Source organism: Sphaerisporangium melleum (genome assembly GCF_014646695.1).
GTDB classification, from domain to species: Bacteria; Actinomycetota; Actinomycetes; order Streptosporangiales; family Streptosporangiaceae; genus Sphaerisporangium; species Sphaerisporangium melleum.
In genome coordinates, this window is sequence record NZ_BMNT01000061.1 from 1 (window position 1) to 24,816 (window position 24,816).

General features: G+C 67.0%; 18 protein-coding genes and 1 pseudogene. 5 read left to right on the forward strand and 14 right to left on the reverse strand.

Annotated features, from left to right (window positions below):
- The 3 genes and pseudogenes from IEY93_RS34770 to IEY93_RS34780 form a co-directional block, all read right to left on the reverse strand.
- Positions 1 to 392 (reverse strand): annotated as a pseudogene (locus IEY93_RS34770) (trypsin-like serine peptidase); the annotation flags it as partial.
- Between the two features lie 638 nt (positions 393 to 1,030).
- Positions 1,031 to 2,257 (reverse strand): trypsin-like serine peptidase, encoded by a 1,227-nt coding sequence (locus IEY93_RS34775; protein ID WP_189167428.1) that lies wholly within the window; start codon positions 2,255 to 2,257, stop codon positions 1,031 to 1,033.
- A 207-nt stretch (positions 2,258 to 2,464) separates the two neighbouring features.
- On the reverse strand, positions 2,465 to 3,973 hold the full coding sequence (locus IEY93_RS34780) for a trypsin-like serine peptidase (protein WP_189167429.1): 1,509 nt from the start codon (positions 3,971 to 3,973) through the stop codon (positions 2,465 to 2,467).
- A gap of 325 nt (positions 3,974 to 4,298) precedes the next feature.
- On the opposite strand from IEY93_RS34780, the gene IEY93_RS34785 reads away from it, so the two are divergent.
- The 3 genes from IEY93_RS34785 to IEY93_RS34795 all read left to right on the forward strand — a co-directional run bounded on the left by IEY93_RS34785 (position 4,299) and on the right by IEY93_RS34795 (position 11,321).
- Positions 4,299 to 5,015 (forward strand): SSI family serine proteinase inhibitor, encoded by a 717-nt coding sequence (locus tag IEY93_RS34785; RefSeq protein ID WP_189167430.1) that lies wholly within the window; start codon positions 4,299 to 4,301, stop codon positions 5,013 to 5,015.
- Between the two features lie 391 nt (positions 5,016 to 5,406).
- Positions 5,407 to 10,287 carry a LamG-like jellyroll fold domain-containing protein gene (locus IEY93_RS34790; RefSeq protein WP_189167431.1) on the forward strand — a complete coding sequence of 1,627 codons (4,881 nt, stop codon included), beginning with the start codon at positions 5,407 to 5,409 and terminating at the stop codon, positions 10,285 to 10,287.
- 68 nt (positions 10,288 to 10,355) lie between these two features.
- Positions 10,356 to 11,321, forward strand: coding sequence for a hypothetical protein (locus IEY93_RS34795; protein WP_189167432.1), 966 nt, complete (start codon positions 10,356 to 10,358; stop codon positions 11,319 to 11,321).
- 357 nt (positions 11,322 to 11,678) lie between these two features.
- On the opposite strand, the gene nfi is transcribed toward IEY93_RS34795, so the two are convergent.
- Both nfi and IEY93_RS34805 read right to left on the reverse strand, forming a co-directional pair.
- Complete coding sequence (nfi, locus tag IEY93_RS34800) at positions 11,679 to 12,368, reverse strand: deoxyribonuclease V (protein WP_189167433.1); 690 nt, start codon at positions 12,366 to 12,368, stop codon at positions 11,679 to 11,681.
- 70 nt (positions 12,369 to 12,438) lie between these two features.
- Entirely contained in the window at positions 12,439 to 12,849 is a 411-nt protein-coding gene (locus IEY93_RS34805; protein WP_189167434.1) for a DUF2000 family protein, read from the reverse strand.
- Between the two features lie 254 nt (positions 12,850 to 13,103).
- On the opposite strand from IEY93_RS34805, the gene IEY93_RS34810 reads away from it, so the two are divergent.
- A complete protein-coding gene (locus tag IEY93_RS34810; RefSeq protein ID WP_189167435.1) occupies positions 13,104 to 13,961 on the forward strand; it encodes an AraC family transcriptional regulator in 858 nt (285 codons plus the stop codon).
- On the opposite strand, the gene IEY93_RS34815 is transcribed toward IEY93_RS34810, so the two are convergent.
- The 3 genes from IEY93_RS34815 to IEY93_RS34825 form a co-directional block, all read right to left on the reverse strand.
- The gene (locus IEY93_RS34815; protein ID WP_189167436.1) at positions 13,945 to 14,283 is read right to left on the reverse strand and encodes a hypothetical protein; all 339 of its coding nucleotides are present in this window, start codon (positions 14,281 to 14,283) and stop codon (positions 13,945 to 13,947) included. The genes IEY93_RS34810 and IEY93_RS34815 overlap by 17 nt on opposite strands.
- Positions 14,284 to 14,392: 109 nt before the next feature.
- Positions 14,393 to 15,241, reverse strand: a complete 849-nt coding sequence (gene ldt-CoaP / locus IEY93_RS34820; protein WP_189167437.1) for a L,D-transpeptidase — start codon at positions 15,239 to 15,241, stop codon at positions 14,393 to 14,395.
- Positions 15,242 to 15,355: 114 nt separating this feature from the next.
- Positions 15,356 to 16,207, reverse strand: coding sequence for an Ig-like domain-containing protein (locus IEY93_RS34825; RefSeq protein WP_189167438.1), 852 nt, complete (start codon positions 16,205 to 16,207; stop codon positions 15,356 to 15,358).
- A 607-nt stretch (positions 16,208 to 16,814) separates the two neighbouring features.
- On the opposite strand from IEY93_RS34825, the gene IEY93_RS34830 reads away from it, so the two are divergent.
- Positions 16,815 to 17,789 (forward strand): zinc-binding dehydrogenase, encoded by a 975-nt coding sequence (locus tag IEY93_RS34830; protein ID WP_189167439.1) that lies wholly within the window; start codon positions 16,815 to 16,817, stop codon positions 17,787 to 17,789.
- Here IEY93_RS34830 and IEY93_RS34835 read toward each other — a convergent pair.
- The 6 genes from IEY93_RS34835 to IEY93_RS34860 form a co-directional block, all read right to left on the reverse strand.
- Positions 17,767 to 18,084, reverse strand: a complete 318-nt coding sequence (locus IEY93_RS34835; protein WP_189167440.1) for a hypothetical protein — start codon at positions 18,082 to 18,084, stop codon at positions 17,767 to 17,769. The two genes, IEY93_RS34830 and IEY93_RS34835, sit on opposite strands and share 23 nt — an antisense overlap.
- A gap of 5 nt (positions 18,085 to 18,089) precedes the next feature.
- Entirely contained in the window at positions 18,090 to 18,845 is a 756-nt protein-coding gene (locus IEY93_RS34840; protein ID WP_189167441.1) for a PadR family transcriptional regulator, read from the reverse strand.
- Positions 18,842 to 19,690, reverse strand: a complete 849-nt coding sequence (locus IEY93_RS34845; protein ID WP_229691725.1) for a DUF4097 family beta strand repeat-containing protein — start codon at positions 19,688 to 19,690, stop codon at positions 18,842 to 18,844. The genes IEY93_RS34840 and IEY93_RS34845 overlap by 4 nt, the downstream gene beginning before the upstream one ends.
- A gap of 86 nt (positions 19,691 to 19,776) precedes the next feature.
- Entirely contained in the window at positions 19,777 to 19,956 is a 180-nt protein-coding gene (locus IEY93_RS34850; protein WP_189167453.1) for a DUF6104 family protein, read from the reverse strand.
- Positions 19,957 to 20,063: 107 nt separating this feature from the next.
- Positions 20,064 to 23,774, reverse strand: a complete 3,711-nt coding sequence (locus IEY93_RS34855) for a multifunctional oxoglutarate decarboxylase/oxoglutarate dehydrogenase thiamine pyrophosphate-binding subunit/dihydrolipoyllysine-residue succinyltransferase subunit (protein ID WP_189167442.1) — start codon at positions 23,772 to 23,774, stop codon at positions 20,064 to 20,066.
- A 371-nt stretch (positions 23,775 to 24,145) separates the two neighbouring features.
- Positions 24,146 to 24,811 carry a B3/B4 domain-containing protein gene (locus IEY93_RS34860; RefSeq protein ID WP_189167443.1) on the reverse strand — a complete coding sequence of 222 codons (666 nt, stop codon included), beginning with the start codon at positions 24,809 to 24,811 and terminating at the stop codon, positions 24,146 to 24,148.
- Positions 24,812 to 24,816: the final 5 nt, after the last annotated feature.

A 24,816-nucleotide genomic window follows, 5' to 3' on the forward strand; every position in this document is an offset into this window, starting at 1 on the left:
CAGTACTCCTTGTCGCCCACCGTGAAGAAGACCTTACCGATGGTCTTCGGGAGGTTGACGTTCTTGACCTTGGTCGGAACGACCTTCTCCTGGCCGATCGGCGGAACAACGCCGGCCTTGCCGTCGGGGGCCGCGTCGCCGCCACCGAGCTTGATCTTCTGGTTGGTCTGCTCGGCGCCGGTGAACTGAGCGGCGCCCTTCAGGTTCGCACCACCGTTGGCGGTCCAGAAGGTGGAGATCTTCTGCGCGCTGGTGGCGGAGGCCAGGGAGACGACCTTCTTGGCCGGCGCGGTGGCCGCGTTGGCCGAGGTGACCAGGGTGGCGCCGATCATGCTGGTGGCGGCGAGGGCGCCACCAAGCGGGAGGGCGAGGCGCTTGACTCGGGTGTTCAAGGAAACTCCTTGGGCTGGCGTGGAACGCTTCCTGCGCCCCATGCGTCAGTAAAGGGATAGCCATGAAGATACAGAGAAGATCTTCTGCGCGGTAATCGGAATCATGCCGATTTCGGGGCTTCGCCCTACGTGATCTTCCTGTGATCGTTTGGCCGGTCGACAGGCCGTGTCAGAACCTTGTCGCGATCTCGCCATTCGCCCAGGTGGGCCCACTGATGTGACGGTTGGTGCACCTGTGACACCGGTCAACCACCCCTTGACTCCTCGGCGAGCCGTGTGACGCAGATCACATGGAACCGGGGGAGCCAAGTCGAGGGGTGGGTACGTCTAAGGACTCCGCGAGTGCGACAAATCCGGCAAAGCGCCCAAAGTGCCGCTCTGGAGCGGGTTGGAACGGACCAACCGGCCGATCGCTCATCCGTAACGTGCCGGTTCCGCGCCGTACGCCGGATGGTCATGGTCCCGTGCCGGATCCGAGCCGCCGGGAACCGTCTCCCGGGCCCTGGCCGCCCGGCGGACGGTGTCCCGGCATGACAGCGCCCGCAGGGCATCCGGTCCTCGTCGGACTTCGGTGCCGTGCGGGCGACGGGCTCTGCTGTGATCTCCGGTGACGGAACGGACCCGAAGGGCCGGCCGGATCAGCCGGTCTTCTGCCGGGAGGCGTAGGAGTAGACCAGGTAGGTGGCCTTGTCGAAGTACGGGGAGGAGACACCGTCGTACCGGCCGTCGCCGTCCAGGTCCCAGGTGATGCTGTTCACGCCGTTCAGGTAGCCGATGCGGCGGGTCTGGCTGTACTTGATCACCCACGGTCCGCCGCTGGCCCCGGCGGTGAAGGCGCATCCCGGGAACAGCACGCCACCGTTGAGGTCCCACTTCTCCGTGGCGATCTTCCTGGTGCCGCGGGTGAGGCAGGACTCCATGGTCCGCCCGTTGTAGGGCCTGGTGCCGTCCGGATGCGGGCCGGCGGGGTAGCCGAACGCGTACGCCGCCACCTTGTAGCCCCGGTTCCAGGCGAAGCCCTGGCCCCCGACCCGGTTCTCCAGCAGGCCGGTGTCCACCCGCTTGTACAGCGGCTGCCCCTGCGCGTCCCGCTTCGGGGTGCCGTTCGGGTCGGTGTCCGGGTCCCACCGGTAACCGGGGTGGACGGTCACGAAGGCGTAGTCGAAGTCGAAGTCACCGGTGGCCGCGTAGTTCTCGTTCAGGTGCAGCGTGTGCCCGACGTAGATGCCGTACGGCGTCTGGCCGTCCCGGTAGGAGGGGATGAAGACCCAGTACTGGACCGGCTTGCCGTTCTTCACGTCGTACGCGCAGTGCCCGGCGGTGGCGACGACGTTGCCGTACTTGGAGTGCACGGACGAGGCCGAGCACCAGTACTCGGTGGTGCCGTTGCGGAAGAACACCTTGCCGACCGTCGGCGGCAGGTTCACGTTCTTGGAGCCCAGCGTTCGGGGGGCCGCCTTCGGCGGGACCACGCCCGACAGCGCGGTGGTCTTGGCGTTCGGCATCGTGACCGTGGCGCCCACCTTGGCCGCGCCGGGCGCGGAGGCGGCGGCGGTGCTGGTCGCCCCCGGGGTGGCCCTGGTCCCGGCGGTTCCCGTGGTGGCGCTCGCGCTCGCCCCGGGGCTCGCCGCGGCGGTTTGGGGCGCGTAGCTGCTGGCCCGCTTCAACCGGTCGGGGGTCCACCAGTCGACGACCTTCTGCATGTCGGCGTCGCTCTGTGCCAGCGGAACGGAGGTGATGCCGGCGGGCGCGGTGACGGTGTCGGCCAGCGCCTGCACGGAGCCCGGGCCGGCGGACAGGGTCACACACGCGGCCGCCAGTGCGCCGCAGAGTGTGAGCGCGAGCCGCCTCGCTCGGGGGGACATTTCGTACCTTCCGCTGATCAGTAGGACGCATAACACAGTGAAGGGCGATTTTCCCAGATCAGTGGCAAAAGGGCACGAGAGTTCGCTGACCTGGGTTCACTTCGTTATGGAGGGGACTGCCGGAGGAGTGGGTCGCCGGAGGCCGGGCGGTAGGCCCGGTAGGGGGCCGGATACAGGTCCGGACCCCCTACCTTGCCGTGACCGTCGTCAGCTCGACGTAAGCTTCCCGGTCCACAGGTTGGCCGCGGCCTTGTAGACGCCGTAGGTGTCGCTGTTGAAGTACGGCGTCGTGATGTGGTCGTAGCGGCCGTTGCCGTCGGTGTCGAGAGTCAGGCTCACGACACCGTTGAGGTAACCGGTCCGGCTCGTGTTCTTGTACACGATCAGGAACGGGCCGCCGGTCGCGCCAGGAGTGAAGGCGCACTTGATGGCGAGCTGCTCCTCGGCCTTGTACTTGCCCACGGCGGGCGCCGGGGCCGTCTGGCCGTAGCACCACTTCATGGTCTCGCCGGTGTAGGCCTTGTTACCGTCGAGGTGCGAGGCGGTCGGGTAGCCGAAGCTGAACTGCTTCGCCTTGGTGCTGCGGTTCCAGGTGAAGCCCTGGCCGCCGACGTTGTCGCCCAGCCGGCCCGCGTCCACGAAGGTCTTGATGGTGAACACGGTCTTGTAGTACTTGACCGACGTGGTCTTCTTCACCCAGTACTTCACGAAGTAGTGGGTGATGGTGTAGGCCGAGTCGACGATCTTCTTGTAGCCGGGGCCCTTGTAGTTGTTGTAGGTGACCTCGTCCACGAACTCCGTCGCGGTCTTGGCCGGGGCCTTGGCGTAGTTCTGCTTGGAGTTGGCCGCGGGGGCCTTGTCGTACTCGTCCTTGGTGACTTCCTTGAGCACCTTCTGGCCGCCGGCGGTGCCCCACGGCAGGACGGTCTCGGAGCCGGTCGACTTCGACCAGGCGTCCGCGGACTCGCCGCCCTTCTCGTCGACCTTCTTCTGGTACTCGTCCTTGGTGATCTCGACGTCCTTGGCCCACTTCGGGCCCTTGTAGGCGTCGTAGGTCTCCTTGTCGACGGCCTTCTCGCCGGTCTGCTTGATGCCGTTGTAGACGTTGACGAAGGCGTAGTCGTAGTCGTAGTCCTCGTACACCGTGAAGTCGGTGTGCAGGTTGACCTTGTCGCCGACGTAGATGCCCCAGGGCGCCTTCCCCTTGTAGTAACCGGGGATGAAGACGAAGTTGTCGACGTAGGTGTTCTTGTCGGTGTCGTACACGCAGTGGCCCGCGGTGGCGACCAGGTTGCGGTACTTCGACTGGACGGAGGTACCGGAGCACCAGTACGGCTTGCCGTCGACCTGGAAGAACACCTTGCCGACGTTGGTCGGCAGGTTGACGTTCTTGGAGGTGCCGGCCGTCTTGCCGCCGGCGCCGATCGGGGCGATGGAGCCGGCCTTGCCGTCGGCGGAGGCCTTGCTCGTGCTCGCCTTCAGCTTGCCCGACACCGAGGAGTCCTCGTTGAAGTGCTTCGCCGACTTGAGCTTGCTGGGGGTCCAGACTCCCGCGATGGCCTTCGCGTCGGTCCCGTTGTGCGCCAGCTTGCCGGACTTCACCGGAGCCGGCTTCGTCGCGGCACTGGCGGTGGTGGTGAGGGTCGCGCCCACCATGCCGGTGGCGATGAGGGCACCACCGAGAGGGAGGATCAGGCGCTTTGCTCGGGTGTTCATTGAGCTCCTTCTATGTCATGGGTTGCCCGGGAAGGACCCATGCGTACGTAAAGAGACGCGAACGACCGTACTCCGGCGATCTTGACTAGTGGCCCCAAAACCGGACAAATCTGGGTGTCTGTTACCGGCTTGTTATGAAACCGGGGGAACCGGAGAGATACCTGATGCGTCGAATTTCGCTCGTTGATCATGGAGTTGGGGGCACCGTGCGGCCCGTGCGACGGCTCCTGAGCGGAGGGCGGCGGCACAGCCAACAGAAGCGCCGACCACAAGGCGGGAGGAAGCCGACCGCCCGACGTCATCGAAAGAGATCGGGGGAACCACCATGCGCCGCCTCACACTGGGCCTGACCTGCACGGTCCTGCTCCTGGGGGTGGTCGCGGCGTTGTCGCCGCTGCCCACCACCGAACGCGACGCCGCCGCCCCCGGCCATCTCTCCGAGCGGCCGGCCACCCACCTGCTGTCCGGGCTCCTCCCGGCCGAGGCGTACCGCGAAGCCCCCGGGGAGCCCGGTCTGCACGCGCCGGACGGCGAAACACGTCCGGGCCCCATCCCTGGACACCCGGACTCCGTCTTCGGCTACTCCGAGTTCGTCTTCGGCGAGACGCACCCAGGGCCGGTACGCGCGCACGAGGAGGTGCAGGAACCCGCGGCCGGGACAACGGGCCGGCAGTCCCCGCCCGGCGTCCCCCGTCCCGGCGAAACCGCTCGGCCGGCCCCGGCCAAGAACGTGAGCCGCGTGCTGCTGCTGACCGTCGCTCGCGGCGAGTCACCCACCCCGGCCGACAAGGCCGTCCTCCTCCAGTGCGGCCCGCCCGCCGGATCCCACCCCAAGGCGGCCGAGGCCTGCCGGCAACTCGAGGGCGTCGGCGGCGACCTCAACGAGCTCCACGTCGCCCCGGACACCAAGTGCACCAGGGAGTACGACCCGGTGACCGTCTTCGGCGCGGGCTTGTGGGACCGCAGTCGCCTCTCCTACGAGCGCACTTTCGGCAACCGCTGCGAACTCAAAGCCACCACCGGCGCCGTCTTCACCTTCTGACAGCCGAGCTCAATACATACCCACCGCCGCTGGGCCGAGCTGCACCGGCAACATTCCTTTGCGGCGTGGTCCCTAATGGGTCGTCACTATTGCGGTGATATGTTGCGCCATAAATATCGCCGATCGTAAGTATCCGTCACCATCCCTGGGCTGAGCAGCTACTTCGTCGACCTTGGCGCATCCCGGCCAGCGGAGCTGATCGCTTTCGGACGTGGGCGCGTTACGGACTCTCTCGGCGTGTCGATGGTGGTAGTTGTCACATTGCTCAAAGATCGTTCCAAGCGTAGAAGAATCCTGACAGCTCCACTTACGACCCATGAGGTAGTTTGTGAAACGCTCAGGATTAGGCAGATCACGCACCGTACATGTCAATGGTGGTCCACGGCGGACTTTGGCCGCCCTCACCGGGGCGACCATGGTGGCGTCGCTACTGGCTGTGGGTGGCACGCCCTCGGCGACCGCCGACACCAAGCCGGCTGCGGCCTCAGCTCAGCCCAAACCGACCAGCACCGCGTTCCCTCGCCCGGCGGATCCGGACGCGAAGCTGCGTGCGGGCATCGCCGAAGCGAAGAAGCAGAACCGGCCGGTGGAAGTGACCGAGGTCGCGGCGGAGACGTCCCGGACATGGGCTTACCCGGATGGGCACCTGGTGACGGAGTCCTACTCCGCCCCGGCTCGGCTCAAGCAACCGGATGGCACCTGGGCCTGGATGGACACGTCTCTCGTCGAACAGGACGGAGTGCTCAAGCCAAGGGTCGCAAAGGCGGACGTCCAGTTCTCGATGGGCGGAAGTGGCCCGTTCGCCACCATGGAGCGTGCCAAGGGGCAGGAGTTCAGTCTCTCGTGGGGGAAGGCCCTGCCGAGACCGGTGGTCAAAGGCAACGTCGCCACCTACGTCGGTGCAGCCGGCCCCTCCGCGGACCTCGTCGTCACCGCCCTCACCACCGGCTTCTCCCACGACGTGGTGCTACGGGAGCGCCCCACGGGTCCGGTGGAATTCCGTATCCCGGTCGAGTCGTCGGGTTTGACCTTCGGTAAGAGTGAACAGGGCGGCCTTCAACTCACCGACACGAAGAACAAGGTGGTCGCGGAAGCTCCTGAACCGGTGATGTGGGATGCCGGTGCCGATGGACAGCAGGGCGGTGAGGCGCGGAAATCTCGCGCAGGATCGATCGCAACGTCCGTGGTGCGCGAGCATGGTCAACAGGTGCTGGTGCTCAAGCCGGACGCCGCCTGGCTGGCCGCTCCCACTACTCGCTACCCGGTCACGGTGGACCCCACCACGACGCTCAACGTCGTCACGGATACGACGCTGGGTTCCCGATCGGAGTGCGGGAACTTCGACTCGCCGCAGGAGACGCTGCTGACGGTCGGCGGCACGCTGTACACGTGTGCCGGCACGAGCAAGTTCCAGTACTTCCGCTCCTATCTCAAGTTCGACACCAGCGCGCTGGCCGGGAAGGCCATTTACACGGCCGCGCTGCAACTGTGGCGAACACAGGCGGCGGGATGCGCATCCCGAGGAGACGGCCGTATCCGGGCCGGCCGCCTCACCGGGTCTTGGACGGCCGGTTGGATGACCTGGGCGAACAAGCCCGCCACGGCAGAGGACTCGGTTTACACTCCTTGCCCCACGACCGGAGTGACCACTCCCGGCGCCATGTCCTGGCCGATCACCGACTGGGTGAAGAAGTGGGTCAGCGGCACGCCTAACTTCGGCGTCGAACTGCAGGGTCCTTCAGAGAGCCTGGTCAACAACTGGGACGGCTACTCGGTGACGTTCCATTCCGCGGAGATGACCGGTACCGGTGCGACCCCACCCAAGTTGATCGTCCAATACTTCCTGCCGCCGGAGATCCCCACGGTCACTGCCGAGTCGGTGGACTCGATGGATGGTGACCACGCCATCGTGCGGACCAGTTCCGTCAAGGTGGGGTACCGCAGCTCCTCTGTGGATGGACGCAATCTCGACTACTACCTGTCTGTGCTCGACTCCACCGCGCCTCTCCCCGCCTGGACGACCGGTGGCGGAGCCGCGGCTCAATGGAGTTTCAGCGAAGGCGCGGACTCTGCCGACTCCAGCGGCAACGGGCATCACCTGAGCTACGTCTCGGGTCGCTACACCAGCATCACCGGGAAAGATGGCAAGGGCATGCAGTTCAATGGTGCTCCCACCATCCCTTCGGACGGCAGCACCGGTGCATTCCTGCACACCGACAAGAGCTTCTCCGTGAGCGGGTGGGTTCGTGGGGACACGACGGCCGGAGGCGCACTGTTCAGTCAGCGCACCGCTGCCGGAGAAGGCTTCCTGGTCTGGTACAGCGGCAGCACCCGCAACTTCAGCATGACCATGTACAACACCGCCACGAGCACCAGCGGTACGACGATCACCTCGTCCGCGACCGTGCCCATTGGCACGTGGGCGCACGTGGCCGCGGTGTACGACGCGGCCGCACACAAGATGCGGCTCTACGTGAACGGCGTCCAGTCCGCCGAGGGGAACCTCACCTCAGGCTGGGACTCTTATACCAACGGTACGTTCTTCATCAACCCCAGCGGTGGGATCGTGACACCCGCCAAGGTCTCCTACGACGAGGTCCGCGCCTACCAGCGTGCCCTCAGCGAGACCGAGATCAAGTGGATGCTCAACCTGACCCCGCCCACCAGCGGCAACCTCCCCTCCGGCCAGGCCGCCACGAAAACCTACGACGTCAGCAACGTCGACACCTTCAAAATCTCCGTCCGAGCCTGCCTCAACGGCATAACCCCCACCACCTGCAGCGAATCCCCCTACTACAGAATCACCACCGACGCCCCAACCCTCCCGTCCGATACCCAAACCGGCATGGAGGACCCCACCCAGCCGATTTTGTCCGGCATGGTCAGCCGCCCCTCCGGTGGTCCGGTCACGGCCAAGTACTACCTCTACGACAACAGCGGGAGCCCGGTGGGAGCCGCTCCCCTTGGCAGTCGCAGCCTGCATGGTGGCGAGCGAGCTTCCTTCCAAATCCCAGCCAACACGGTGCAACCCGGAACCACCTACAAATGGCAGATGGTCGCGTGCGCAATCGACCCGAACGGAGTCAGCGAGGTATGCACATCTAAGACCCCGCAGGTCTCCTTCACGACTCCCGGCGCGCCACCACCGCCCCCTGTTGAGGACGTCCGGCACCTCACCCTGGGCAAGGACAGCTTCGTCATCAAGACCGTCAAGACCGACCCAACAGCTTGTGACGGTGGCCCGTGCACGGTGACCGACTCGGCTGTGCTGCGGATCGGCGGCGTCGGCGCCGACCGTACGGCCGCAGTCGTCAAAGTCAAGTTAGACGAGCTTCCTGACGGGGCCGGGGTGTCCGAAGGCATTCTCAAGCTCGGTACGCCTATTTGTGACGGAGGTGCCTGCCTGTCAGACGCGGTGATCACGGCCGCGCCACTGAAGAGTCCTGTTACTTCTGAGACGAAGGCTTCGGACCTGGTAGGTGACGTCGATACAGATGCCGAGCCGTACAGGCTGCCGGTAAGCGCGCCACAGGCCGACATCGCAGGGTCGGAATACGAGTGGCTGCTACTCAATTCCAACAAGGACGAGGTCACTACCTTCGCTGATGCAGCGGCCGTTGAGCAGCCGTCGCTGGCGCTCACCTACCTTCCTGCGGGCCCTCCGAGTGCAGTGCTGAACCTGGTCGCGCAAGCTGGTGACGCCAGTGCGATCGCGAGTTGGGGGATGCCGGCGAGCAACGGAAGCGTTGCACTACTGTCCGGCTACGACGTCGAGGTGGTGGACGGCGATGGGATCGCTGTCAAGGCCCTGGAGGTCAAGGACCCGTACGTTGCCATAACAGGACTGACGAACGGCCAGTCCTATGCGGTCAGAGTGAGGTCCAAGACGCCATTTGGGACCAGCGAATGGGAAAGCACATCGGTAACTCCCAAGGCTGTCCCACCGCCGCCCAGGAATGATGAGATTTGTACGCCCTTCCTCGATACACCGCCAGTGAACACAGTAACGAGCGCGACCACAGAGACCGGCGCGCAGGAGTATGTCAACAGGGTCAGGCACTACTATGAAGCGCAGGACGCGGTGCTGGAAGGCCGGGCATCCACAGTGTGGGAAGCCCCAGGCGTTACCCCCAGCGCACCAAACACGGCCAAGCTCTCGCTCCTGAATGCGGCATTGGTCGAACAGAGAAGTGCCTTGGAGAGTCTCGGGCAGAGTCGTACGGATTCATCAGTTACTCTCGACAACAGCGTTGTTCAAGGCATGTCGGACGGCACTGTCCGCGTCATGACCAACGTGACACGAACTTGGACCGAACCGGATCAGCCCGCTGAAGGAGCCAAAGTACGCGCTACAAGCGGCCAGATCGAACCGAGTGCACCCACGATCAACGTCCATGTCTTCGACCGCTGCGGAAATATGACAGTCATTCAGGTACCGCTAGATGTGGAGCAGGACTCGAGTGACTTCGATGCGTTCGACGTGGCGTATCTGTGGGATAGTAGCGGTCCCCCGTCGACTGCGTCTGCAACAGCCGGCTACAGCAGGCAGTCGTTTGCAGGAGTGGCCGACGTACCGCCGCCTCCGGCTAATGAGAAGTATTGGCAGTACGGCTGGAACATGGTGGCGCTGCAGAAGAACTGGATCCTGGGCATCGCCATGTCTTCCCACTGGAAGCCGTTCCCCAACTGTTCGAAAAGTTCATGCTCAATGCCACTCCAGTGGGGGCTCGATCCGGTCAGGAACGCAATGAAGTTCTATCCCCGAGGTCGCAGCTGGGGTACTGGCCCCAATGCGCCAAAGGCGAGTTGGACTAGTGACCTAGCCAAGTACATCCTGAAGCATTCAACCGCTAGCATAACCACTGAAAGCTGCTTTAAGGTGCGAAAGAAGAACACCGTGAACACGATTAGTTTCAAGGTTGGCTTCGAAGGCGATCAAGCGGTCGGTGACGTCAATGGCAGCTTTCAGATCTCAACGGAGATGAAAGACGCCTGTGAGAGAGTTACAAGCAAGTGGATACGAGGCTACCCGAACAAGCCGGTCACCTTCGACCCTGACCTCGGGTTGGGCGAGTGCGAGGATGTCGTGGGTAACTGCGGAATCGCTTCCTACCGTAGTCGCATCGACGGCTACCTTATGTTCAAATTCTACAACAAAGGCGAGAAGAAGGATTACCAAGAAGTCAGAACCACGGTTCTCTGTGACGCTGCCCTGCCAAACGGTACACAGGGCGGTATGTCTGTGACGAAGAATTGCATCAGAAGCCTCTGATGCGTGAGTCCGGGGCGAGGCGTGATGGTTCGCGCCTCGCCCCGGCGCATATTGGGAGGAGTATTACGATGTCCACAGTGGGTGGTCCGGCTCTGCTCGCCTTGTGTTGCGCGGTCGTGGTGGCGTGCAGCGCCCCTCATCAAGGCGAGGATCAACGTCGGCTGGTGCACGACTATACTGACATTGACCGATTCGGCTATGTCATCGCCAACGCCTTCCGTGCGACGCACCCTGAATACCGGCTGACCGAAGCCGGATACGCACAGGTGCACCGAGCGGACGAGATGGCCATTGAGCTACGGATCGAGCCGGCGCTCACTTCCGATATTGTGGGTAGTGCAAAAGCGATTTTCTCTGTGCGTCAGGATGGCACCTCTGGCCGCATCTACTACACGGACACCTATAATCGTACACTCGTGTCGGTCCGCGATGTGGTCCGTCAACTCGACGCAAAATCACCTCAACTTCCTGTCTTAACTGCGGCATTGAGTCACCTAGGACGCCGCGATGATAAGAACGTGCCAAGCAAGAAGGTCGTGGACGACGAGTTGAAGCGTGCGGGCCGCGCCAAAGAGGTGACCGCGGTAGTCGAATTAGAAGATCCGCTGACCGCGAGCGACATCCGGAGTAGAGGGTATCTAAGTCTCAACAACGCTGTATTCTTGCCTGCTTCGTCCGGTGGTGCGCCAATCGCTTGGGATTACTATCCGACCTGGTTCTGCAGTACCTGCGGTGGTGACGATCGCCACATGACGAGCGACTTCCAGACCTGGGTTTCCTTCCTGCAGCCGTCAGATGATGCCGCACTACGTCCGTTAGGGTTGAGTCTTGCCCGGCTCAGGGAGGCGGCGCACAGCGGGAAGATCTACGGCTATGTTGAATATGACGCGAACCCCGATCTCCTTCGTGAATTGCTAAAGAAGGACTATGTCAAGACCATGTACCTCGTCCGGACTCGGAAGTACTGCATGGACTCTGCCCTTGGTGAGTGTGTTCCTGGTCGGTGGCCTAAGACTGACCACCTGTACGGTTAGCTTGAATTTCGCCGGCAAGACTCGAAGCCATGTATCGGTGGACTGGATTGCGACGCCGAGCAGACTTGTTATCACCGAGGGCAGCCGTTCACCGGAATCGCGTATGATCATGATCTGCCCACCGGAAATTCCGAAAGAACTTACCGGCCGGGTCTGCAGTATGGCCCGAGTCGCGGTTGGTATCCGTCGGGCGGCCTGAGGTCGGGGACCATGTACGTGGACGGGGTCGTCCACGGGTGCCATCGTGAGTTTGTGGAGGACGCCACGATCGTTCTCGACCTGAGGTACTCGCTGGACGTCTTGTGTCTCCAGAAGACGCAAATGGAGGCACGGGGACGGACGGGTGAGGTCGGTGGATCATCCGGTGGGGTGGCTCTGTCGTGATTTGAGGGTGCGTCGTGAGGCCTGGTCGGCCAGGCGTATCGGTTCGGAGATGCGATATCGCGGCGTGCTGTTCAGTGTCACCTGGCATGCGTCTTCCAGGCTGATCATGTGGCCGATCGAGACGAAGACCGGTTTGACGTGGTCGGCGGTTCTGAGGACGGTTCCGAGCACCTCTCCCTTGTCGGTCAGCGGTGAGCGGTCTCCCCTGCGTGGTCCGGGTTCTGCGTACTCGCCGATGAGAGCCTGCTTGGCGACGCCGATCGTCGGGATGCGGGTCGTGACGCCGAGATGGCAGGCGAGGCCGAACCTGCGTGGGTGGGCGAGGCCGTGCCCGTCGCACATGAGCAGGTCGGGCAGGTGGTCGAGCTTCTCCAGGGCGGCGAGGAGCGGGGGGAGTTCCCGGAAGGAGAACAGGCCGGGGAGATAGGGGAACCTCGGCCTGTCCTCGTGTACGACGACGTCCTGTACCTCCAGCGTGGCGGCGTCGAGCACGACCACGGCGGCGATGAGCCGGTCGTCATTCTTGCTGTAGGTGACGTCGAGGCCGGCCAGGCGCTGGATCTCGTGGGCGGCAGGGCCGGTGCGCGTGACGGAGCGGCGAAGGCGGGACTGCAGGGCGGTCGCCTCTTCTGCGTCGGCGGGCCACGGTTCCTGAGGGTTCACGTCGGATCACAGTGCCAGATGGAGGCGGAGCGCGCAGTCCGCTTGACGCTACCACTGGTCGTGAGGGTGATCAGGGATGGAGGGAGAGGCCCTTGAGGGTTTTGTCGAGGAGGTTCTTGGGGGCGTGGAGGGCTAGGCCTACGAGGGGGAGGGTTTCGGCGGGGTGGGCCTGGACGGTGGCGCGGTTGGCTTCGTCGTGGCCGGTTTTGAACATGTCCTCGATGTAGACGGCCATGGGGATGCCGCGGGAGAGGGCGCGGGTGTGCACCAAGGTGAGGCCGGCGGCGTCGGTGGCGTAGACGAGGATCGGCTGGCGGATCATGGCGAGGTAGGGGTTGCCGTCGGCGTCCGCGTACGGCTCCCCGATGACGTCTTCGGCGCCGGCGGCGATGGCGCTCGCCAGGAACGCGGTGACGTTGAGCTTCTGCCAGACGGCCAGGTCCTCCCGGACGACGATGCCGATTTTGGTGTCGAAACGCATGGCCATGGAGTCTGCCGGGTGGTGGCCCGCCGGGTCTTGTACGCCAGTGCGGGGCAGCGGGTGACCATCCTCTATGTCCAGCCGCAGCTCTCCGCTTCCGGCAGCGCCAGGTAGGCGTGGTCGCGCAGGCGGCCGAGGTCCTGGCCGGACAACGGAGTGCCGAGGGGATCGACGGCGCGCGGACGGTGGCTCCGGCACCAAGAGTCGTTCAGTACCCCAATTCCAGCCGTCGTCGAGAGAGCGGCGGCGGCAGAATGAGGGGTGTGGGAGGGGACTGGTCGCGGTACTGGCGGGCGGGGGATCGGCCGCTGGAGGCCATGCACGCGCACTTCACCCGGCACGTGTACCACCGGCACAGTCACGACACGTACTCCTTCGGGATGACCGAAGAAGGCGCGCAGAGTTTCACCTGCCGGGGCGAAGCACGGACGAGTGCGGCCGGCATGGTGATGGTGTTCAATCCGGAGGATCCGCACGACGGGCACGCCACGTACGAGGCCGGCTTCACCTACCGGATGGTGCACATCGGGCCGGAACTGATCGCCGAGGTGCTGGGTGAGGCGGCGGGAGGCGTGGCAGGGCTGCCGCTCTTTCCGCAGCCGGTTCTGGACGATCGCGGGCTGGCGGGCCTGGTGGGGCGGTTGCACTCCGCGCTGGTGGGGGACGCGACGGTGCTGCTCCGCGACGAGTTGCTCGACTCCACGGTGGTGGAGGTGGTGCGCCGCGGTGCCCGGGGAGTGATGAGCGGCGCCCGCGCGGCGCGGCTCGCCGGGGGTGGACGGCCGGAGCTGCGGACAGCGCGGATGGTGCGGGAGCTGCTGCACGACGCGGACGACGGGAGGGTCTCGGCGCGCGATCTGGCCGCGGCGGCGGGGCGCAGCCGGTTCGCCGTGTACCGGTCGTTCCGGGAGGCGTACGGCATGGCGCCCAGCGACTACCAGCGGCAGCTCCGGTTGCGGACCGCCCGCCGGTTGCTCTCCCAGGGGTACGCGGCGGCGGACGCCGCAGCGGTCACCGGCTTCACCGACCAGGCCCACCTGACCCGCTGGTTCTCCCGGTACTACGGCATCACCCCCGGTGCCTACCGCAAAGCTCTCACCGCGGGCGGGTAGAACGGCTGCCCGAGCCGTGGAGATGCGCTCTTGCCGCTTGGCCGGTGCCCGCAGGCGCGCCGGGTCGAGGACGTTCGCCGGTGGTGTCGAGTCCGAAGCCTGCGGCGAGGATGTCGTCCAGTCGCTCCGCCAGCGTCGGGTCGCCACTTCGGAAGAGGGGCAGCCGGGGACGCGGCTGGACGGCGAGTCGTGAGGCGTCGTCTTGGAGCGATCGTTCGATGGCGTTGCGCATGTACTCCTCGTCGGAGACATGCTGCCTTCGTGCGGCTTCCGAAACGCGTCGCCGGAGGCGTTCGCTCAGGTGCAGGCTCACCTCGTCCATTCCTCCACGGTAGCCAAGGCCGAATCGGGACTCCATCAGATGACCCTTCGTACATCACCGTGTGCGGAGCGTTGGATAGGTGGTGTTGGCGGGAATGCCGGCCCGGGGGTCATTCGGTGATGAGGATCATGGTGCCGAGGGGGAGGTGGGTGGCGGCGTCGAGGGCGGGTTTGGGGAGGCGGACGCAGCCGTGCGAGATGGCCTCGCCGAAGACGCCGGAGTCGGGCCAGCCGTGCAGGCCGATGGTGCCGGGGCCGCCGTCGTAGGTCCGCAGCTTCTCGGAGTGCGAGCCCAGCGGCAGGATGACCGGGCTGTAGTCGACGCCGGACGGCGCGAGCGAGGCGAGTAGGAAGGTGCGGCCGACGGGGGTGGGCGTCTGGCGGGTGCCGATGCCCACTTTCCACGAGCCGGTCTCCCGGCCGTCCTTCAGGATGGCCATCCGCCGGTCGGACAGGTCGATGCGCACCTGGTACGGGCTGCGTGACTGTTTGATCTGGCCGTCGGCGGCGTGGATCCAGCCGGTGGAGCGGTTGGGGCGGCTCGGCAGCAGGACGCGCATCCAGCCGGGGCGGGTCTCCACCACCGGTAGCCAGGTGGGGTTGTCCAGTTGCTCGGCCGGGAGCACGGCGATCGCGGGGCCGCCGGGTTCGGCGTACACGACGGTGGCCTTGCGGGGATGGACGACGAGGCCGTCGCTGAAGGCGAAGGGCTGAGGGTCGGGTCGCGCCTTGCCGACCGTGGTCCAGGTCGTGGAGTGGGGGAGAGCGGCGAACTGCTTGGCGGTGACCTTCGCCGGGGCGATCGGGGGCGGTGGCGCGGGCGGCTTGGGCGGGACGGCGAGCTCGCGGTCGAACTTCCAGTTCGTGAAGATCACCAGGATCGCCAGGCCGGTCAGGACGGTGGCGGCGAGCGCCGCGGCGAGGACGAAGGTGCGAGTGGGTCGGCGGCGAACGTACATGGGACCCCCGGGATGTACTTGTCACTACTTCACGGTGGAGGGGACACCTGTCCATTCCGAGCCTTGAGGGCCCGTCCGATGTGTGGACGGGCCCTCGGGGCCGCGGACGTTGGATCAGCCCGTCACGGCGAAGTGCCGGACCGGAGCGGGCTTCTGGTAGTGCTTCTTGTAGTGCTTGTAGTGCGGCTTCTCGTGGTGCTTGTGCATCGGCATCCAGCGGTGCCTGCGGGAGTCCCAGTACTCGCGGTGGCCGCCGCCGTTGTCGGAGAACCCCTCGATGTACCGGCGGATGCCGCGGTCGAGCAGGATGGTGTTCCTGTCGTCGTTGCGCCACCACTTGTCGCAGCGCTCACGGAGCCTCTTCCACTCCTCCTTGGTGTGGTGCTGGGAGATGTGGTGGCGGTCCTCGGCGTCCCTGAGGCGCCGGCAGTGCCGGGCGAGACCTTCGTCCTCGTCATCCTCGTGGACGACCGTGGGGTCCTCGGTCTCCTCCTCCTCGTCGGCGTCCTTCGCACCGTCGACCTTCGAGGGCACGACCTTCTTGCCGTCCACCAGGTCGACGACCTGGATGAGCGGGTTGGAGGTGCTGGTGCCGAAGGACGCGTTGCCCACGTACGTCGCCGTGAGCGTGTGCGAGCCCTGGGTCAGGTTGACGGTGATGCTCGCCTGGCCGATGCCCGTCAGCGGGGCGGAGCCGATGAGCACGCCGTTGTCCAGGAAGTTGACCGTCCCGGTCACCACGAGGCTGCCGGTGGTCGGGGCGACCGTGGCGGTGAGCGTGATCGGGTGTCCCTTGGGCGACGGGTTGCGTGAGGAGGTCAGCTGGGTCGTGGTTCCGATCGGCTGCCGGGCGACGGCGGCGTGGCCGGATGTGACGGGCCCGGCCGGAAGCAGGGATGCCGCCTTGCCGAGGTCCTGTGGTGCCGTCGCGCTCGCGCTGCTGGGTGCCACGGCGAGTGCGCCCATCGCGAGAGCGCCCGTGAGAGCTGCAGTCAGCCATGAACGACCGACATTACGTTGGATAGACCGTGGGTGACCGACGTCTTTCATAAAGCGGTCCTTTTCTTTTTGCAGTTCAAAGTAAAGGAGCACCTCGATGCTGGCGCGCCTGCACGTCCGACCCTACTCATGCTCGACGTCGATACCGTTGTCCGACATGCGGGAGATTCGCGCGAGCGGCGAGTTAATTGCAAAAAATAGAAGGTGGCTAGTCGGTCATTTTTCGTGATAAGTCGGGCGGGCCACTGGTCCCCACCGGCTCGGAAGCGCCTACGGCTGCGGGGAAACCGTCACTTGCCGGAAATCGGGCGAGCCGGGACGCCGGCCGAGACCGGCGCGCCGGATTTCTTTGGTGGCCGGCGTGTCGGCGTCGGTGATATGAGGTGATTCGGGAGTGATGGCGGTCTTTTCCAATAACCGCCGATAAGCGGCGGAAATGTGGAGGAACGCGATCCATGCGGAGGAGATGAGAGGAGCGCGGCTCTCTGGCAGAGATGTGCGCGGCCGGGGGTTCACTCTTCGGGGCGCCGGGCGCCGCACCGATCCCGAAGAGAGGCCGGGATAGGGTTCGGCCATGTTCGCCGTGACATGCACACGTACCGATCGGGACGATCCCGCGTCCGGACTCACGCTGGGAGAGGTTCCCGAGCCGAAGGTTCCCGAGGGGTGGACCACGGTCAGAGTGCGGGCCACCGCCCTCAACCACCACGATCTGTGGACGCTCAGGGGCGTCGGCATCCGCCAGGACCGGCTGCCGATCATCCTCGGCTGTGACGCGTCCGGCCTGGACGAGGACGGCAACGAGGTCATCGTCCACTCGGTGATCGGCACCCCGGTCGAGGGGGACGAGACGCTGGATCCGAAGCGTTCGCTGCTGTCGGAGCAGTACGACGGCACGTTCGCCGAGCGGGTCGCGGTGCCGCGCCGCAATCTCGTGCCGAAACCCGCGGAGCTGTCGTTCGAGGAGGCCGCCTGCCTGCCGACGGCCTGGCTGACCGCCTACCGCATGCTGTTTGAGAAGTCCGGGCTGCAGCCGGGGTCCACGGTGCTCGTCCAGGGGGCCGGAGGCGGGGTGGCGACCGCGCTCATCGCGCTCGGCCGCGCGGGCGGCTACCGGATGTGGGCGACGAGCAGGTCCGCGGAGAAGCGGGCGAGGGCGCTGGACCTCGGCGCCGACCAGGTGTTCGAGCCCGGCGCCCGCCTGCCCGAGCGGGTCGGCGCGGTGATGGAGACGGTGGGGCAGGCGACCTGGGACCACTCGCTGAAGTCGCTGCGCCCCGGTGGCCGCATCGTGGTCAGCGGGGCGACGAGCGGCGCCGTGCCGCCGGCCGACCTCAACCGGGTGTTCTTCCTGCAGCTGTCGGTGGTGGGCTCGACGATGGGGACGCGCGACCAGCTCGGCCGGCTGGCGACGTTCCTGGCGCAGACCGGCGTACGCCCCCTCGTCGATCGGGTGCTGCCGCTCGACCAGGCTGCGGAGGGGTTCGCCGCGCTGGAGCGGGGCGACGTCTTCGGAAAGATCGTTTTCACGCCGCCCGCGAGCGGCTGACCGGTTCCGGATCAGGCGGTTCCGGAGCGGACGGCCGCGGACCGGACGGGCCGGGCAGGGCTTCCGCGGCCAGCCCCTGAGGGCTGGACCGGCCCGGAGTGAGCTCCGGGGCGGACGGCTCGGAGCTCACGGTGTCCGGGATGATCGCGGGTGAGAGCGGACCGGGTGCCACCGGGCCGAGGGCGGACGGAGCCGGCAGGACGGGTCGTCCGGCCGGCTCGCCGGCCCTGACGGTCTCCGGCGGGACGAGCTCCACCCGGCCGCGGAGCAGCAGCGGCGGGCGAAGGCCGTACACGATCATCAGGGCAGCGCCGATCGGATGCGCCGGGCGGCCTCGTACAGGGCGTCCTGCGCTGTGGCCAGGGCGTCCTCGCTGACCGTGGACGCCGCGGCCGCGCCGTGGATCTCCTCGACGAACTCGGCGAGCATGCGCCCGAGCTCGGCGTCGTGGTCGCGCGAGCCGTGCCCCTCCCCGGCGACGCCCCACACCCCGCGCAGCCAGTCCTGCTTCAGGCGCTGGGTCTGCTCCTTCCAGGCGCGCTTCTGCCGCTCGAACTCCTGCTTCTGCTCCCGCCACGCCTGCTTCTGCTCCTGCCATGCCTGGCGGTGGTCGTCCCGGGCGGCGCGGAAGTCGTCCCTGGCCTGCCGCTGCTCCTCGTGGCCGGTCTGCCGTACCTCGCGGGCCATCTGGGTCAGCTCGTCGCGCAGCGAGCGCACGGTGTCGCGGACGTCCTCCTTGACCTCCCGGGCGATGTCGCGGACCGACTGGGAGATCTCCTGCTCCAGCTCGGCCAGCTCGTCCATGCGAGCCTCCAGCTCGGCCCGCCCCTTGGGAGTGACCGAGAAGACCTTCTTGCCGTCCACGACCTCGTGGGTCACCAGGCCCTCCTCCTCCAGCCGGGCCAGGCGCGGATAAATCGTGCCAGGGGAGGGCGAGTAGACGCCGAGGAAGCGGTCCTGCAGGAGGCGGATGACCTCGTAGCCGTGCCGCGGGCTCTCCTCGAGCAGCTTGAGCAGGTACAGCCGGAGGCGTCCATGGGCGAAAACGGGGCTCACTGGTCTCTCCTCAGTAGCGTCACATCGGCCGACACGGTGGTGGCCGACAGCGAGGCCATCCCGCCGCCGAGCCGGCCGGCCACCGACCTGAGGCCGGGGCGGCTGGTGTCCTTCAGGCCGGGGAAGGCGGTGTGCAGGCGGCCGGACGTCGAGCGCAGGGTCACGTCGGCGTCGGCCGAGCCGGGCAGCCGCACCATGAGCGCGCCGGAGACGCTGTGCAGGGTGACGTGACCGGTCGGCGGCAGCTCCAGGTCGGCGGTGATCCGGCCGGAGACGGTGTTGGCGCGCAGGCGGCGCGGCGTGCCGCCGGCCACGGTGAGCTCACCGGAGACGCTGGTGAACGACAGATCGCCGGCCAGGCCGCGCGTCTCGACCTGGCCGGACACGGTCTCGGCTCCGATCTCGCCGCTGACCCCGTCCAGGACGATCTCGCCGGACACGCTCTTGACGTCGGTGCGCCGCTCGAAGCCCGCGACCACCGCCGAGGCGGAGATCACCCCTGCCTGCACGGGGCAGTCCTTGGGGACGGTCAGGGTCAGGGTGATCTCCCGGGAGCCCGGCCGCAGCCAGCCGAGGATGCCGTCCCAGGTCAGATCCTTGTACGCGACGGTCAGCCGGCCGTCGTCGTCCTGCTCGACCAGCAGCGGCGGGGTGTGGATGTCGCTCACCTCCAGGCTCGGCGGCCCATCGCTGGCGAGGACGGCGAGGCGCCCGGCCACGATGCGGACGCTGAGCGCGCTCACCGCCTCGAAGGTGAGTTTCTCCGGCTTCTCGATCGTCCACTTGGGCATGGCCTCGCCCTTCGACGGCGTCAGGGGGACGGTTGTCCGGTGTCCTACTTCCATGAAACACGATATATCGCGTCAGCCAGAAGTCAAGATGTATCGCGTTATCGTCCCGTCAGGCCGTGACCTGGGCGGCCCGCGTCCGGTCAGTCGTCCTCGTCGTCGTCCAGGCGGGCGAGCCAGGTGGCCAGCCGCTCCACCGGGACCTCGAACTCCGGGTTGAGGTCGACGAACTCGCGCAGCCGCTCGGCCAGCCAGGTGATGCCGATCTCCTCCTCGCCGCGCCGTTCGACGAGCTCCTCGATGCCCCTGTCGGTGAAGTACATCTCTTCCTCTCCGTCGCTGAAATATGCGGACATACGGGGAAGTCCCCCACAGGGGGCCTGTGGGGGACTTCCGTGGGACCGATCGATCGAGGCGCTCCGCCGCTCGGCTACGCGAAGGACTCGCTGATGATGTGCTCGATCTCGGCGTCGTGCGCGGCGTGCGAGCCGGTCGCCGGGGAGGAGTTGGCCGCACGGGAGACCCGGCGCAGCCGCCGGCCGTCGAGCAGGCCCGGCTCCTCAGTGAGCTTGAGCGTGAGGTACGGCCACGGGCCCATGTTGATCGGCTCGTCCTGCGCCCAGACCAGCTCGACATCGGCGCCGTACCGGGACAGCTCCTTGCGCAGCTCCTCGGCCGGGAACGGGTAGAGCCGCTCCAGGCGGACCACCGCGATGTCGGTCTTCCCCTGCTTCTCGCGCGCGGCGGCCAGGTCGTAGTAGACGCGACCGGAGCACAGCACCACCCGCCGGACGTTCGACGGGTCCACGGTGCTGTCACCGAGCACCGGGCGGAAGGCGCCGGAGGTGAACTCGGCCGTCGCCGAGGCCGCCGCCCGCAGCCGCAGCAGGGACTTGGGCGTGAACACCACCAGCGGCCGGTGCCGGCCCGACAGCACCTGCCAGCGCAGCAGGTGGAAGTAGTTCGCCGGGGTGGTCGGCTGGGCGACGGTCATGTTGTCCAGCGCGCACAGCTGCAGGAACCGCTCGATGCGGGCCGAGGAGTGGTCGGGGCCCTGGCCCTCGTAGCCGTGCGGCAGCAGCAGCACGACCGACGAACGCTGGCCCCACTTCTGCTCACCCGAGGAGATGAACTCGTCGATGATCGACTGGGCGCCGTTGGCGAAGTCGCCGAACTGCGCCTCCCAGGCCACCAGGGCGTCCGGCCGCACGACGCTGTAGCCGTACTCGAAGCCCATGGCCGCGAACTCCGACAGCAGCGAGTCGTAGACGTAGAACTTCGTGGTGCCCTGGTTGAAGGCCTTCAGCGGGGTGTGGTCGCCGCCGGTGACCCGGTCGACCAGGACGGCGTGCCGCTGGCCGAACGTGCCGCGCCGGGAGTCCTGCCCGACGAGGCGGACCGGGTGGCCATCGATCAGCAGGGAGCCGAAGGCCAGGGTCTCGCCCATGGCCCAGTCGATGGCGTCCTCGGTGACCATCTGGCCGCGGCGCTGCAGCACCGGAGCCAGACGCGGGTGGACGGTGAAGCCCTCGGGCAGGGTGAGCTGGGTCTCGACGACCCGCTTGACCACCTCTTCGCCGATGCCCGTCGGGGTGTCGTCGTGCGACCACGGCACGACCTCGTCGGCGGCGGGCTTGACGACGGCGCCCGGCTCCAGGGGCTTCTTGCCGGCCTCGCGGGTCTCGGTGAAGGCCCGCTCGAGCTGCTCCTGGTAGTCGCGCAGCGCCTGCTCGGCCTCCTCCACGGTGATGTCGCCACGCCCGATCAGCGCCTCGGTGTACAGCTTGCGGATCGACCGCTTGGCGTCGATCAGGTCGTACATCAGCGGCTGGGTGAAGCTCGGGTTGTCGGTCTCGTTGTGCCCGCGGCGGCGGTAGCACACGAGGTCGATGACGACGTCCTTGCGGAACTTCTGGCGGTACTCGTAGGCGAGCTGGCCCACGCGGACCACGGCCTCGGGGTCGTCGCCGTTCACGTGGAAGATCGGTGCCTGGATCATGCGGGCCACGTCGGTGGCGTACACGCTGGACCGCGAGGAGGCGGGCGAGGTGGTGAAGCCGACCTGGTTGTTCACCACGACGTGGACGGTGCCGCCGGTGCGGTAGCCGCGCAGCTGCGACAGGTGCAGCGTCTCGGCCACCACGCCCTGCCCGGCGAACGCCGCGTCGCCGTGCACGAGCACCGGCAGGACGGTGAAGCCCTCCTCGCCGCGCTCCAGAAGGTCCTGCTTGGCGCGCACCACGCCTTCGAGGACCGGGTCGACGGCCTCCAGGTGGGAGGGGTTCGCCACCACCGAGGCGCCGATCTTCTTGCCGCTCGGGGTGGTGAAGTCGCCCGACGCGCCGAGGTGGTACTTCACGTCGCCCGAGCCGTGCGCGCTGCGCGGATCGATGTTGCCCTCGAACTCGCCGAACACCTGTGCGTAGGACTTGCCGACGATGTTGGCCAGGACGTTCAGCCGGCCGCGGTGGGCCATGCCGATGACGACCTCGTCGAGGTCCTCCTCGGCGGCGGAGCTGATCACCGAGTCGAGCAGCGGGATCAGCGACTCGCCGCCCTCCAGCGAGAAGCGCTTCTGCCCGACGTACTTGGTCTGCAGGAAGGTCTCGAACGCCTCGGAGGTGTTGAGCCGGCGCAGGATGTGCAGCTGCTCCTCGCGGCTCGGCTTGGCGTGCGGCTTCTCGACCTTGCTCTGGATCCAGGCCCGCTCTTCGGGGTTCTGGATGTGCATGTACTCGATGCCGACGGTGCGGCAGTAGGAGTCGCGCAGCACGCCGAGGATGTCGCGCAGCTTCATCAGCGGCTTGCCGCCGAAGCCGCCGGTGGCGAACTCCCGCTCGAGGTCCCACAGGGTGAGCCCGTGCGACTTGATGTCGAGGTCGGGGTGCTTGCGCTGGTTGTACTCGAGCGGGTCGGTGTCGGCCATGAGGTGGCCGCGCACGCGGTAGGCGTGGATCAGCTCGATGACGCGGGCGGACTTGGCCACGTCGTCGTCATGGGTGGCCGAGATGTCCTGCACCCAGCGGACCGGCTCGTAGGGGATGCGCAGCGACTGGAAGATGTCGTCGTAGAAGCCGTTCTCACCGAGCAGGAGCTGGTGGATGCGGCGCAGGAACTCGCCCGACTGCGCGCCCTGGATGATGCGGTGGTCGTAGGTGCTGGTCAGCGTCATGACCTTGCTGACCGCGAGCCGGTTGAGCGTCTCGGGGGAGGCGCCCTGGTATTCGGCGGGGTACTCCATGGCGCCGACACCGATGATCGTGCCCTGGCCGGGCATCAGGCGGGGGACCGAGTGGACCGTGCCGATGGTGCCGGGGTTGGTGAGGCTGATCGTGGTGGCGGAGAAGTCGTCCACGCCGAGCTTGTTGCTGCGGGCCTTGCGGACGATCTCCTCGTACGCCGTCCAGAACTGGCGGAAGTCGAGGGTGTCGGCCTTCTTGATCGACGGGACGAGGAGCTGGCGGGTGCCGTCGCTCTTCTGCACGTCGATGGCGAGGCCCAGGCCGACGTGCTCGGGCTTGACCAGCACCGGCTTGCCGTCGACCTCGGTGTAGGAGTGGTTCATGTCCGGCATCGCCGACAGCGCCTTCACGATGGCGTAGCCGATGATGTGGGTGAACGACACCTTGCCACCCCGCCCGCGGGACAGGTGGTTGTTGATGACGATGCGGTTGTCGATCAGGAGCTTGGCCGGCACGGCGCGGACGCTGGTGGCGGTGGGGACCGCCAGGCTGGCGTCCATGTTGGCCGCGGTTCGCGCGGCGGCGCCGCGCAGCCGGATCTCCTCGGCCCCGGACGAGACCGCGGTGGCCGCGGGCTTGTCCTTGTCGGGCTGAGCAGGAGGAGCAGGGGGAGCCGGGGTCGTCTTGGCGGCCTTGGGGGCGGCCTTCGCCGGCGCGGGTTGCGCGACCGGTGGTGCGGTGGCGGTGCCGGTTGCGGCTTCGGCCGTCGCGCCGTTGGACCCCGCGGGCGCCTGCGCGCGGCTCGTCCCGGACTCGGGGTTGTAGTCAGCGAAGAAGTTCCACCAGGCACGGTCGACAGACTCCGGGTCCTGGAGGTACTTCTGGTACAGCTCGTCGACAAGCCACTCGTTCTGCCCAAAGTTGGTCAGTGGGTTTGTCCGCGACGACTCAGACGACACGGCGGAAATCGCCCTCTTCCGCAGATCGGCGTTGTTGATTAGAGAACCTGTCCAAGGCTACTCGCACGGTGAAGTGTCATGTGCGTCCTGGGCCGGGCTCACGGCCCGATCATCCCAGGACCGTTCAAACTGGTCACGCTCGCCTAGTCAGTCCGGGGGGTGAGGCCATGCTTACCTCCGGGGCCCGGTGTTCTCCCGTCCTCGCTACCAGCCTGCCTCATCCGGCCGCGGGAGGCCACCCGGCGGCGGCCACGGCGAGCGACGGCGGGCCCGGCCGGAGCCCCGGGCGGCGTGCGCGGGAGCCGGCAGGCGACGGGCGCCGGGCCGCGAAGAGTGAGACGAATTACAGCGGACTACAGCGCATGAGGTCCTCAGGACGGGGAGACCAGGCGCGACTCGACGCGGACCCCGGGGCTGATCTCGCGCAGCAGAGCGCTCAGCTCCTCGCCCGCGGCCGACAGCTCCGTGAGCGACATCGGAGCCAGCCGCTCCAGCAGGAACAGCGCGTCGGTGGTGCTCTCGGTGATGCGCGTGCGCACGCACTGGCGCCAGTTCCACCTGCGGCAGGTGACCCCGCGGTCGTCCCGCCAGACCACCTCGCCGATCTCGGGGTGGTCGATGACGGTCTCGCCCTTCTCCATGGCGTCGAAGGGCTCCTCGCCGCTCGCGCGCACCAGCCGGGCCGTGCCCTCGTAGTGCGCGAGGTCCTCCCCGCCGATCGGCAGCACGTGGCGGATGCTGATCGCGTTGTAGGCGTCCACGACCAGGTTGATCTCAGGGGGCGGCAGGCGGCGCACCAGGGCGTCCACCGAGGGCCGGGTGCGCTGGGGCTTGGCGCCGAAGGCGCGGTAGGCGTCCTGCCAGGCGAGGACGTTCTCGTGATCGGGGCCCACCCCGGCCGCCGCAGCCCCGGCCAGCCAGGCGCGCGAGCGCTCGTCGGACGGCCCGTTGCGCAGCCCGTACGCGCCGATGGCCAGGACGTGGAAGTCCGGGCGCAGCTCGGTGACGGCGTCGTCCACCCAGATGGCTTCGATCATGCCGG